10 protein-coding genes are annotated in these 11,886 nt (G+C 56.3%); 3 read left to right on the top strand and 7 right to left on the bottom strand.

Annotated features, from left to right (window positions below):
* The first annotated feature begins 10 nt into the window (after positions 1-10).
* Positions 11-727 carry a response regulator transcription factor gene (locus tag AC4EYZ_RS14725; protein WP_051051791.1) on the top strand — a complete coding sequence of 239 codons (717 nt, stop codon included), beginning with the start codon at positions 11-13 and terminating at the stop codon, positions 725-727.
* A complete protein-coding gene (locus AC4EYZ_RS14720) occupies positions 724-2,235 on the top strand; it encodes a sensor histidine kinase (RefSeq protein WP_474191543.1) in 1,512 nt (503 codons plus the stop codon). The genes AC4EYZ_RS14725 and AC4EYZ_RS14720 overlap by 4 nt, the downstream gene beginning before the upstream one ends.
* A gap of 214 nt (positions 2,236-2,449) precedes the next feature.
* Here AC4EYZ_RS14720 and AC4EYZ_RS14715 read toward each other — a convergent pair whose 3' ends face one another.
* The 3 genes from AC4EYZ_RS14715 to AC4EYZ_RS14705 all read right to left on the bottom strand — a co-directional run bounded on the left by AC4EYZ_RS14715 (position 2,450) and on the right by AC4EYZ_RS14705 (position 6,594).
* Positions 2,450-3,892, bottom strand: coding sequence for an NAD(P)(+) transhydrogenase (Re/Si-specific) subunit beta (locus AC4EYZ_RS14715; protein ID WP_027958301.1), 1,443 nt, complete (start codon positions 3,890-3,892; stop codon positions 2,450-2,452).
* Positions 3,893-3,908: 16 nt separating this feature from the next.
* Positions 3,909-5,480, bottom strand: coding sequence for a Re/Si-specific NAD(P)(+) transhydrogenase subunit alpha (locus tag AC4EYZ_RS14710; protein ID WP_022521513.1), 1,572 nt, complete (start codon positions 5,478-5,480; stop codon positions 3,909-3,911).
* Between the two features lie 190 nt (positions 5,481-5,670).
* Positions 5,671-6,594 (bottom strand): LysR family transcriptional regulator, encoded by a 924-nt coding sequence (locus AC4EYZ_RS14705; protein ID WP_474191234.1) that lies wholly within the window; start codon positions 6,592-6,594, stop codon positions 5,671-5,673.
* A gap of 173 nt (positions 6,595-6,767) precedes the next feature.
* Here AC4EYZ_RS14705 and speB point away from each other — a divergent pair, with 173 nt between their 5' ends.
* Positions 6,768-7,685: an agmatinase gene (gene speB, locus AC4EYZ_RS14700; RefSeq protein ID WP_474191237.1), complete on the top strand. Its 918-nt coding sequence runs from the start codon at positions 6,768-6,770 to the stop codon at positions 7,683-7,685.
* A 57-nt stretch (positions 7,686-7,742) separates the two neighbouring features.
* Here speB and AC4EYZ_RS14695 read toward each other — a convergent pair whose 3' ends face one another.
* From AC4EYZ_RS14695 to AC4EYZ_RS14680, 4 genes are all read right to left on the bottom strand, one after another.
* A complete protein-coding gene (locus AC4EYZ_RS14695) occupies positions 7,743-9,017 on the bottom strand; it encodes an O-acetylhomoserine aminocarboxypropyltransferase/cysteine synthase family protein (RefSeq protein ID WP_474191233.1) in 1,275 nt (424 codons plus the stop codon).
* 252 nt (positions 9,018-9,269) lie between these two features.
* A complete protein-coding gene (locus tag AC4EYZ_RS14690; RefSeq protein WP_474191232.1) occupies positions 9,270-9,881 on the bottom strand; it encodes a malonic semialdehyde reductase in 612 nt (203 codons plus the stop codon).
* A gap of 18 nt (positions 9,882-9,899) precedes the next feature.
* Positions 9,900-11,228, bottom strand: coding sequence for a TRAP transporter large permease (locus AC4EYZ_RS14685; protein WP_474191231.1), 1,329 nt, complete (start codon positions 11,226-11,228; stop codon positions 9,900-9,902).
* A complete protein-coding gene (locus AC4EYZ_RS14680) occupies positions 11,225-11,806 on the bottom strand; it encodes a TRAP transporter small permease subunit (protein WP_141440516.1) in 582 nt (193 codons plus the stop codon). The genes AC4EYZ_RS14685 and AC4EYZ_RS14680 overlap by 4 nt, the downstream gene beginning before the upstream one ends.
* Between the last annotated feature and the right edge of the window lie 80 nt (positions 11,807-11,886).

The raw sequence follows: 11,886 nt of genomic DNA, 5'->3' as shown, positions 1-11,886 counted from the left end.
GAGAACCGATATGTCGTGCCCGATACTTTGCGTCGAGGACGATCCCGATATCGGTCGGCTATTAACGAGCATTCTCGTACAGGCGGGCCATCAGCCGACCTGGGTTTCGACCGGGGAAGAAGCCTTGCATCGATGGCGGAATGCCTCGCTCGTCGTTCTTGATCTGATGCTACCGGGCATCGACGGTCTCGCCGTGTGTCGAGACATTCGCACTCACGACGCCACCATTCCGATCATCATGCTGACGGCGCTCGCCGGAACGCGGGACGTGGTCGTCGGTCTGGAAATCGGTGCCGACGACTACATCACCAAGCCATTCGACACCGACATCCTATTGGCGAGAATCCAAGCGCTTCTGCGTCGTCGAAAGGCGATGGAGGCGCGTACGTCGTCGACGCTTATGAAGATAAAGGCGCTGGAGATCGACATCGACGGCTACAGCGTCAAATTCGACGGAAACATGATTCAGCTCACGACCCGGGAGTTCGCCCTACTGGTGTTCTTTGCCCGCCACCCTGGTAAGGGATTTTCCCGCAGCGAGTTGCTCGATGCCGTATGGGGCCCGGAATTCGACGGCTTTGATCACACCGTCAATACGCACATCAATCGGTTGCGCAGCAAGATAGAGCCAGACCCGGCGCGGCCCGAGTACATTCTCACCGTATGGGGCACCGGTTACCGGTTCACCGACGCCCCGGCATCAGCCTCCGACGAGAACGCCCCATGAGCCTCGGCCAATCGTTGCGCAGAACCTACCGCAGCCTGTTCGCGCGCATCGTGTTCGTCTATCTGGTGAGCATGATCGCACTCTCCACCACGACCACGCTGGTGGCGGTCGATCAGTTCAATCAGTTGGGACGCGAATGGCTGCAACGCAATGAGATCGACATGGCCCATCATCTGACCCGCGTACTGCAGGATTCGCTCGACGACGGCGTCGACGTCCCCTCGACTCGAGCGGCCGTAGAGCAGGTCATGACCATCAATCCGGCGCTCTCGCTCTACGCGCTCGACATCGACGGCACGGTGGTTGGCGCTTACGGCCCCGACCGCTGTGGACTCGGCCGGCGAATCGACCGGGGTGCTATCGACGAACTGCTTTCGGACATGCCCATGCTGCCGGTCTATGCAGACATGCCCTGCCGGGGCGACGAGGGCGTTTTTTCGGTTGCCCCGATCACCTACGGCCCGCAGCAGCAATCGGGCTATCTGATGGTGCAACTGGAGGCCAACACAGACGTCTCGATGGCCAACATCTGGCAGACGAGCAGCATCTCGCGCACGCTGCTCATCGCAGGCTGCGTGGCGTTGGCATTGACGCTGGCGGTGGGTCTCGCCCTCTTCGCTTTTCTGACGCGACGCTTTTCCCGTCTGACCCGCACCGTCCAACACTTTGCCGAGGGCGATTACCGGCAGCGCAGTCCCGAGTCGATCGACGACGAAATCGGCCGGGTCGGGCGTGCCTTCAACGACATGGCGGCCACCATCGAAGCCCAGGTCGAGGCGCTGCACGATACCGACCGCCAGCGTCGGGAACTCATCGCCAACCTGTCCCACGAATTCCGCACGCCGATGACCTCCCTGTTAGGCTATGCCAAGCAGTTGGATCGCAGGCCTCTCGACGATGAAACACGCAGCGGTCTGGATGCCATTCGCGCCAACGTGGAACGACTGGCCCAGCTGGCCGACCAGCTCTCTCAGATGTCTCGCGCCAATATCGCTGGCCGACCGCTATGCCCAAGCACGTTCTCCTTCGCCGAATTGGCCAACGACATTCTAGGTAAATTTCACCCTCGCGCGCTGGAGAAAGGCATCGAGCTTCGTGTGGAGAACCAGGCGGCGATAGCCGAGGTCTCCGCCGACATCGAACTGATCGATCACGCGCTGACCAATATGGTCGACAATGCCATCACCGCCACCAACACCGGCGGCACGGTCTCGATCCGGATTCTCGAGTTCGACGAAACCCGACTCAAGATCGGAGTCAGAGATACCGGTGTCGGCATCCCCGAAAAAGAAATCCCCCTTATCTCACAGCGCTTCTATCGCACCACGATTGGACGTGAGCGGGGTGAAGGCACCGGGCTGGGACTCGCTATCGTCTCCGAAGTGCTGAAGCGCCACGAGTCCCAACTCGTCATCGAGAGCAAGCCGGGAAAAGGCATCTGTATCTGGTTCACGCTTCCGAAGACGATACTCGATGAGAGAGCAATCCGCCCTCGCCGCCTGGGCTGACGAGTAGGCACTCGTCTCGCCCGCTATGCGGTTAATACGCTGGAGGAAACGCGACATGGACGCCGAACTGATCGGCATCGATCCATGGGCAGTCGCGCAACTAAAAAGCCCGCGATTGCTCGCGGGCTCAGTACTTAATGGCTCTTAGTAACCTAGCGTCTAGCTAAGTTGCATGGGTAGCCAAGTTGCATGGGTAGCTAAAAGTTGCAAAGGCCTAATCAATCAACGGCAGCAGTGTATTCAGGCTATCCCGGGCATCGCCATAAAACATCCGCGTGTTCTCTTTGAAGAACAGCGGGTTTTCGATACCGGAGTAGCCGGTGCCCTGGCCGCGTTTACTGACAAACACCTGCTTGGCTTCCCATACCTTCAATACCGGCATACCAGCGATGGGGCTATTGGGGTCTTCCTCGGCCGCAGGGTTCACAATGTCGTTGGAGCCAATCACGATCACCACGTCGGTGGTGGCGAAATCGTCGTTGATTTCATCCATTTCCAACACGATATCGTAAGGCACCTTGGCTTCTGCCAGCAGTACGTTCATATGCCCTGGCAAGCGACCCGCGACCGGGTGGATACCGAAGCGCACGGTCTTGCCCGCTGCACGCAGCTTACGCACTAGGTCGCTCACTGCGCTTTGCGCCTGGGCCACTGCCATGCCGTAGCCCGGCACGATAATCACGCTATCGGCATCGTTCAGGGCGCTAGCTACACCACCAGCGTCAATCGCCACCTGCTCGCCTTCGATCTCCGCCGCTGGCCCAGTGCTTCCGCCAAAGCCGCCTAGGATCACATTGACGAAGTTGCGGTTCATCGCCTTACACATAATGTAAGAAAGAATCGCACCGGAGGAGCCCACCAGCGCACCGGTGACAATCAGCAGGTCGTTGGAGAGCGTAAAGCCGACCGCCGCCGCCGCCCAGCCGGAGTAGCTGTTAAGCATTGAGACCACCACCGGCATATCGGCCCCGCCAATACCCATAATCAGATGATAGCCAATAAAGAACGCCAGCGCTGCGAGCACTAGCAGCGTCCAGAAGCCTGCGCCGTTGAGGTACAAAATCGCCAATAGCAGTGATAGCACGGCCGCCCCGGCGTTGAGCAAATGGCCGCCAGGCAGTTGGCGTGGTTTACCGTCGACTTTACCTGCCAGCTTGCCAAACGCTATTACCGAGCCGGTGAAGGTCACCGCGCCGATAAAGATGGCGAAAACCACCTCAATTTGCAGAAAGGTGAGTTCGTCTGGGGCCTTGGTGGCCACCAGCGCGGCAAAAGCGGAAAACTCCTGTGCGGCACCATCCACTGCCTGCGCCGCCATGACCCGGCGGCGCTCTAAGTCCGCACTCCAGGCCACAAACACCGCGGCTAAACCGACAAAGCTGTGCAGCGCCGCCACTAGCTGGGGCATTTCGGTCATCTCGACCTTGCCCGCTACGTACACGCCGATGCCTGCCCCAATCACCATCATCGGAATCAGCCACCAGTAGCCGCCAATACCCGGGCCTAAAGCGGTAAAGAACACCGCCACCGCCATGCCCACAATGCCGTACCACACGGCTCGTTTGGCTTTTTCTTGGTTACTCAGGCCGCCCAGCGACAGAATAAACAGCACACTCGCCGCGATTGCCGCGGCAGATACGAATCCTTGTCCTAACATATCGTCTCTCCGCCGCTTAAGATTTTTGGAACATGGCCAGCATCCGGCGTGTCACCAGGAAGCCACCCACAATATTGATTGACGCGATCAGCACCGAAATCGCCGCTAATATGCCCACGATCACGCTACTCGTGCCAATCTGCAAAATAGCACCGAGAATAATGATGCCCGAGATCGCGTTAGTCACCGCCATTAAAGGCGTATGCAGCGAATGACTCACGTTCCAAATCACCTGGAAGCCGATAAAGCAGGCCAGCACAAAGACAATAAAGTGCTGCATAAATGAGGTCGGCGCCACCTGGCCAAGCAGCAGCATGAGCGCACCGCCGACAGCCAGCAATCCGATTTGACGCTTGGTTTGCGCCTTGAACGCCGCATGTTCGGCGGCTTTTTTCTCTTCCGGCGTGGGCTCTTTTTCTTTCTTCTTCGGCTTGGCCGCGCCAATCGCTTTCACCTTGGGCGGCGGCGGTGGGAAGGTGACCTCACCCTGGTGCGTCACGGTGGCGCCACGAATCACGTCATCTTCCATATTATGATTGATCACGCCGTCTTTCTCTGGCGTCAGATCGGTCAACATATGGCGGATATTGGTGGCGTAGAGAAGCGATGATTGCGTTGCCATGCGCGAGGGGAAGTCGGTGTAGCCGATCACCACCACGCCATTATCCGACACCACCCGCTCGTCTGGCTTAGTGAGATCGCAATTGCCGCCTTTCTCAGCCGCTAAGTCGATCACCACCGAGCCCGGCTTCATGGCCTCGACCATATCTTCCAACCACAGCTTAGGTGCGGGCTTGCCGGGAATCAGCGCGGTGGTAATCACGATGTCCACATCGGCCGCCTGCTCGCGGAAACACTCAAGCTGCTTTTCGCGGAACTCCGGGCTTGAGGGCGAGGCGTAGCCACCGCTTTCGGAACCGTCCTGGCTATCTTCGAAATCAAGGAACAGAAACTCCGCGCCCATGGATTCGATTTGTTCAGAGACCTCGGGGCGTACGTCAAAGGCGCGCACTACGGCGCCCAGGCTGGTGGCCGTGCCGATCGCCGCCAATCCCGCCACGCCAGCGCCAATGACCAACACCTTGGCCGGGGGCACTTTACCTGCCGCCGTTACCTGGCCAGTGAAGAAGCGGCCAAAGTTGTTGCCTGCCTCTATCACCGCCCGGTAGCCGGCGATATTGGCCATGGAGGAGAGCGCGTCCATTTTCTGCGCCCGTGAAATACGCGGCACCATATCCATAGCAATAACGGTGGCGCCCTGGGACTTGCACTTCTCGAGCAGCGCTTCGTTTTGCGCTGGCCAGAAGAAGGCAATCAAGGTTTGGCCTTCCCGCAGCCGCTCGGCCTCTTCATCAGAGGGCTCTCGAACTTTAATGACCACCTCAGCGTCGTTCCAGAGCGCATCAGCCCCGTCCACGACGGTAACGCCTGCATCACGATAAGTGTCGTCATTAAAGCCCGCTGCCAAGCCAGCGCCGGTTTCTACCAAGCACTCGTGGCCCAGTTTTTGGATCTGCTTCGCGCTCTCAGGGGTCAGCGCGACGCGCGCTTCCCCCCGGGCACTCTCTTTCGGTGCGCCTATTTTCACTCTTGTTCTCCCTTGCTTAACCTTATTGCAGTGCCGCAGTTGCTCAATGGGCCCTGCACCTTTAACGGCGTCCGTGATAACGCCTTAATAGCAGTCTAGGATCTAACGGGGTGGCTGCCAGATACTATTCAACCTTTGATACAACAGGGTTGTTTAATTACAACATCCACTAGTGTGCATGATGGTTCCCTTAACGTCTAAAGTCGTTAGCAAACTCAGTAAGCACCTGGTAGAGCCACCTGTTAGCAGGATCATTGGCATAGAGCCCATGCTGAATCAACGTCATTTTTAGTGCGGGGAGCTCTTTAGGCGGCTCCACCAAACGCACCGGCAGCATAGCAACGAACCGTTCAGCCATTTGACGTGGGAGCGTCATGATCGCTTCCGTCAGCGCCACCACCCGTGCCGCGGCGATATAGTTGAGGTTTTTAGAGATGACCCGGCGGGTTAAGCCGTGTTGAACAAGACAGCTGTCGATATTACTGGGGCGCAGACCGCTAATATCCGCCAGCTCCACATGGAGCGCATCCGCAAACTGACCAATATTCAGTACATCGCCCACGCGAACATTATGGGTAGCAGCCAGACAGACAAGTTCCTCATCCATCCAGGGAGTCTGAATCACGCCGCTGGGCAGCGCGCTTTGGCTATCCAGCCCTACCACCATATCAATTTGGCGCTGTTCCAGCCCCTCACTCAGCACATCTGGGGTAATCAGCTCAATGGAAAAGCTAATGCCCGGTGCATAGGCCAGCAGCTGACTTAAAAAGAGCGGGTACATGACCTCTTCAAAGTAATCCGTGGTGGCGAGCGTAAAGCGTCGCGTGCTGTTGGCAGGCGTAAACATCGCGGGGGGCGCAAGACCTTGTCGAAGCATCGCTAGCGCCTGTTGCACCACGGGTAGCAGCGCGAGTGCCCGGGGTGTCGGCTGCATACCGTTTTCGGTGCGCACTAGCAGCGGATCATCCAGCGATTCACGCAGCCGTTTTAAGGCATGGCTCAAGGCCGGTTGGCTTAAATGCAGCATTTCTGCTGCGCGAGTGACGTGACGCTCGCGCATCAGCGCCTCAAATACCAGCAGCAAGTTCAGGTCGAAATGGCGTAGCGAGCGCATAGCTTCTCATTATTCATATCACGAATGATTAAATTCTAAACATTCATTTAATTTATCACCAGGAATTGCTTATTGTCTGCCTCTCATTCGCCCACCAGCGACTATCAGCGATAATCCAGCACTCAAGGAGAGGCACACCGGTGACCCACCCACAAGCTATGTCTGCACAAGCTATGTCCGCACAAACCATGCCCAGCCTTTATGGCGATGTGATTTCTACCTTTATGGGCGTAGCAAAAGCATCGGATCCTAAGGCAACCGACGCCGACGTTGTGGTGAGTGGCGTTCCCTTTGACCTTGCTTGTTCTGGCCGTGCGGGCACCCGTATGGGGCCAAATGCTATTCGTCAAAGTACCGCTAATTTGATTTGGGAAGGCAAGCGCTGGCCATGGGACTTCGCATTGGAAGAGCGCCTCAAGGTGTGCGATGCGGGCAACGTTGATTACGCATATGGCGAGCCCGAAAGCCTGGTGGATAACCTGGAAACTCACGCCAACCGTTGGTTAAGCGCGGGTAAAAAGATGCTCACTCTGGGCGGCGACCACTACATCAGCCTGCCGCTGCTGCGCGCCCACGCCCGAGAGCACGGCCCGCTGGCGCTGATCCATTTTGACGCCCACACAGACACCTACGAGCAAGGCACGCGCTTTGACCACGGCACTATTTTTCACCACGCTTTAAAAGAAGGCTTGGTGGTGCCTGAACACTCGCTGCAAATAGGTATTCGCACAAGCTACGACCGCCACAACCACCCTTACGAGGTATTGGATGCGGACTGGGTCAATGACCACGGTGCAGCGGCTGTGCTTGAGCGCATTCGTGCCCGCGTGGGTTATCACCCGGCTTACGTTACCTTGGACATCGACGGCCTCGACCCCGCCTACGCCCCCGGCACAGGCACGCCGGTCTGCGGCGGCATGTCCACCGACCTGATGCTGAAAGTGATCCGTGGCATGGTAGGCATGGAGCTGGTCGGTATGGATGTGGTGGAAGTGAACCCCGCCTACGATCACGGCGACATTACCTCGCTTGCCGCCGCGACGCTGGGGCTTGAGTTTTTGTATACCCTGGCGGCATCTAAGGGTGTTTAACAGTTAGCCTCCGCCATCTCTAGGCTGATGGTATTGAGATGGCGGGGGCGGAATAGACTATCTTTGAGAGGCCGCCAGCGCTTGATCAATATCCGCCAGCAGATCATCAATATGCTCAATGCCGATCGACAGCCGCACCATATCCGGCGTGACGCCAGCGGCTTTTAGCTCCTGCTCGTTGAGTTGGCGGTGCGTGGTAGAGGCGGGAATGGAAGAGCAGCTTTTAGCATCGCCGATATTCACCAAGCGGAGAATCAGCGCCAGCGCATCGTAGAAGCGCTCTCCAGCGGCCTGCCCGCCTTCAATGCCAAAACTAAGAATCCCCGAAGCATGGCCATTCATATACCGCTGGGCCAGCGCATTATCCGGATGGTTTTCCAAGCCAGCGTAATGCACCCAGGTGACCAACGGATGGCTTTCCAGATGCTTGGCAACCGCTAAGGCATTGGCACAGATACGCTCGATCCTCAGTGACAATGTTTCCAACCCCTGAAGCAGGTTCCAGGCCGCCTGAGCAGAAAGCGCCGCCCCCATATTACGTAGCGGTACCACCCGGGCGCGGGCAATAAAGGCCGCATCGCCCACATCACGGGTATAGCTCACACCGTGATAGGAGACATCAGGCTCATTGAGCAGCGGAAAACGGCTGGCATTCTCGGCCCAGGGAAAGGTGCCCGAATCAACAATCACTCCGCCCACCGTGGTGCCGTGGCCGCCGATATATTTGGTCGCCGAGTGGACGACAATATCCGCCCCGTGCTCAATCGGCCGACATAAGAACGGCGTCGCCGTGGTGTTATCGACTATTACCGGCACCCCATGACGATGCGCCGCCTCAGCAAGCTTTGCTAGGTCGACCACGCCACCCGAGGGGTTACCAATGCTTTCGCAGAAAACCGCTTTGGTACGCTCATCGATCAGCGCTTCGATGCCATCAATATCGTCTTTGTCGGCAAAACGCACCTGAATGCCTTGGCGCGGCAAGGTGTGGGCAAACAGGTTGTAGGTACCGCCATACAGCTCGCTGATCGAGACAATGTTATCGCCCGCTTCAGCAATGGTCTGAATCGCATAGGTGATCGCTGCCATTCCCGATGCCACCGCTAGCCCAGCGATACCGCCTTCCAACGCGGCTACCCGCTGCTCCAACACGGCGCAGGTCGGGTTCATAATGCGCGAGTAAATGTTTCCTTCGACTTTCAGGTCAAACAGATCCGCTGCGTGCTGCGCGTTATCGAATGAAAACGACGTGGTTTGGTGAATCGGCACAGCCACGGCGTTTTGTGAGTCAGGCGAATAGCCATGGTGAAGAGCAATGGTTTCTGGCTTCATGAGAACGGCTCGCTATTTTTTTGTTGAGATCCGCTATTGATCCTAAACAAGCGCTGCATGGAAGGCCAACAATCGTTCGTCCTCCGCTGCGCTAAGGTCACCAAGGTCACCTTTCGCAGTGCAGCTACATCCAAAATAGCAGATCAACCAAGTGCTGAACGTCCACTGATTTTAAGAGGCTACAAGCACATTAACGCTAACAACCGCAGGTGCTGCACTTACTGATTGAAATCAGGAAGCTAACATACTTATTTATAAAAACTCGCATACCTGCTCAAACGCCAGCCTAGGGCTGCGAGGGTAGAGCTTGCTGCTGTCGCCGTAACCCAGGTTGCACAAAAAATTGCTGCGGTAATCAGGGTCTCCCTCAGCAAAGAAGAGCCCGTCCACCATGTCGTTATCAAATCCCGACAGCGGCCCGGCATCCAAACCCAGGGCCCGCGCGGCGAGGATAAAATAGCCACCTTGTAGGCTACTGTTACGAAAAGCTGTTTCTTCCCGGTAGGGCTCGTCACCCACAAACCACGACTTCGCATCGGCATGTGGGAACAGCTCCGGCAAGTGACGATGAAAGCCTCGATCGTACGCAAGGATAGCGGTTACCGGTGCGGCATGAACTTTATGTCGATTGCCTTCGCTCAAGGCAGGATCGAGCTTTGCCTTTGCATCGTCAGTGCGCAAAAACTTAATGCGTAGCGGACTGCAGCTAACGCTGGTAGGCGCAAATTTCATCAGCTCGTACAGATTGCGCAATGTTTCATCTTCAACCGGTTTGTCCTGCCAATAGGCATAGGTGCGTGCTTCACTAAACAGTTGCCCCAGTGCATCGTTGGGTAAAGCCCCCTGAGGAAGTATTAAGCTCATGAATTACCCTCTTTAACGTTAATAGCGATAGGCCAAGTAGGTAGATAAAATAGGAAATGCACTTAAGATAACCAGCACCACCACCATGGTGATGAAAAACGGCACTACTCCCTTGAAGATTTCTTTGACGGGCACCGTTTTGTCGTTCAGCGCTGCTTTGACCGTGTAAACCGATATACCAAAGGGCGGCGTAATTAGCCCGATTTCAACCGCAACAACGGTAATTACCCCGAACCAAATCAGATCCATGCCAAAATGCTGCGCGATAGGGAGCACAATGGGCAGCACAATCAGCATGATGGAGACTGAATCGATGATGCAGCCCATCAAGATAATGATGACCAGATACAGAGCCAGGAAATGATAGATAGTCAGATCCATCGTCGTAACTGCCTGGGCAATCGACATCGGTAAGCCCGTCAATGCCAGCATGCGGCTATAGAGTGAAGCGGCCAGGATCAAAAAAAGGATGGAAACCGCGACATACCCGGTTTCTCCCAATACTTCGTAGAACTTCCCTGGCGTCAGCCGTTGCTTAGCGAGCGCCAACAGCAGCGCCCCGAAGGCTCCCACTCCGCCTGCCTCAGTTGGTGTGAAAAAGCCGCTGTAAAGACCACCCAGCACCAGCATCATCAGCAGCAGAATAGGGATTAGCTTAGACACCAGTGTTAGCGGCGTTTCCTCAATCGGATCCTCAAGTGCCTCGCCCGTATCGGTTTGGCTTTGCATCATGAAACCGGGACGCAGCCAAGCAAGCAGCATAATGACAACACAGAAAGCTAAGGCCAAAATAATTCCTGGGATAATCCCAGCGATGAACATGCGCCCGACTGACTGTTCCGCCAATACGCCATAAACAATCATCAGCAGAGACGGCGGTATTAGCATACCCAGAACCGAACTGCTCGCCACCACGCCCACGGAAAACTTGGCTGTGTACCCATGGCGCCGCATTTCAGGCACGGCCACTTTGGTGAATACCGCCGCTGACGCCACGCTAATGCCCGTGATAGAGGCAAAAATGCCGTTGGCTCCTACGGTAGCAATGCCCAGCCCACCGCGTATTTTGCGTAGCAGCCACTGAAACACATCGAAGGTATCTCGCCCCACGCCAGAGACCACCACCAATAACCCCATCAGCACGAACAGCGGCACCACCCCATAAAGATAGCTGCTCAGCGAATCGTTCGCGGCAGCAGCGACCATACGAGTGGCTAGTTCCGAATTGCGCAGTGTGGCTATAGAGATCAGCGAGACCAGCATCAAGGCGATGCTGATGTGCATGCCTAGATAGATCAGCACTAGCATGAGCACAACGGCGATAGTACCGATTTCAAGACCTGTCATTGTTCGGCCTCCTCAGTCAGGCATACCTGGCCATGCCAAGCCAGCCACAAGGACTGAATCGCCAGCAGCAGATATTGCACAACAGTGATAGCCGCACAGCTAATAACGATGAAACGGATAGGCCATACGGGGAAGGTAAACACCCCTTCCACCCCCATAAACTGTTGACGCTCCCAGGCACGTATAAAGGTTGGCAGCGTACCGGTATAAACGATATAGAGCATATAAGCACCTGCCAGAAAGAACATACACATCAAAAGGTTACCCAGACGTGGATGCTTATCGGTAAAACCGACAATAAAAATATCGGCCTGGGCCATGCGGTTGTGTCGCAACGTGCCCGGCAACTGCAGAAAGACAATCATGACGATAGACGCCGCTACTAGCTCCGCTACCCCGGCAATCGGCTGGTTGAACAGGTTGCGCGACAGTACGTCTATGACGATCATCGCCATGATGATAAAAATGAGCAGGGAACCGATTGCATTCAGGCCATCAACCAGATAGCCAAACAGGCTGTTGTGCTGTGCATTGCCCAACCTGCGCCCCAAAATCAGGGTCTTTAAAGAAAAAGACATTGCCCGCTACTCCTGGAGTCCTGTCCGCCAGGTGGCGGACAGAATCGTAACGCTGAGGGAAATCAAAAGCTGGATATCGG

It is taken from the genome of Vreelandella sp. 162(4c), assembly GCF_058152265.1.
This window is presented reverse-complemented; position numbering and strand designations above follow the sequence as displayed.

Excerpts from the sequence above, each read along its gene's own strand:
- AC4EYZ_RS14705 (WP_474191234.1), bottom strand. The coding sequence starts at position 6,594 with ATGCGCTCGCTACGCCATTTCGACCTGAACTTGCTGCTGGTATTTGAG.
- AC4EYZ_RS14680 (WP_141440516.1), bottom strand. The coding sequence starts at position 11,806 with ATGTCTTTTTCTTTAAAGACCCTGATTTTGGGGCGCAGGTTGGGCAAT.
- AC4EYZ_RS14720 (WP_474191543.1), top strand. The coding sequence starts at position 724 with ATGAGCCTCGGCCAATCGTTGCGCAGAACCTACCGCAGCCTGTTCGCG.
- AC4EYZ_RS14715 (WP_027958301.1), bottom strand. The coding sequence starts at position 3,892 with ATGTTAGGACAAGGATTCGTATCTGCCGCGGCAATCGCGGCGAGTGTG.
- AC4EYZ_RS14690 (WP_474191232.1), bottom strand. The coding sequence starts at position 9,881 with ATGAGCTTAATACTTCCTCAGGGGGCTTTACCCAACGATGCACTGGGG.
- AC4EYZ_RS14685 (WP_474191231.1), bottom strand. The coding sequence starts at position 11,228 with ATGACAGGTCTTGAAATCGGTACTATCGCCGTTGTGCTCATGCTAGTG.
- AC4EYZ_RS14695 (WP_474191233.1), bottom strand. The coding sequence starts at position 9,017 with ATGAAGCCAGAAACCATTGCTCTTCACCATGGCTATTCGCCTGACTCA.
- AC4EYZ_RS14725 (WP_051051791.1), top strand. The coding sequence starts at position 11 with ATGTCGTGCCCGATACTTTGCGTCGAGGACGATCCCGATATCGGTCGG.
- speB (WP_474191237.1), top strand. The coding sequence starts at position 6,768 with ATGTCCGCACAAACCATGCCCAGCCTTTATGGCGATGTGATTTCTACC.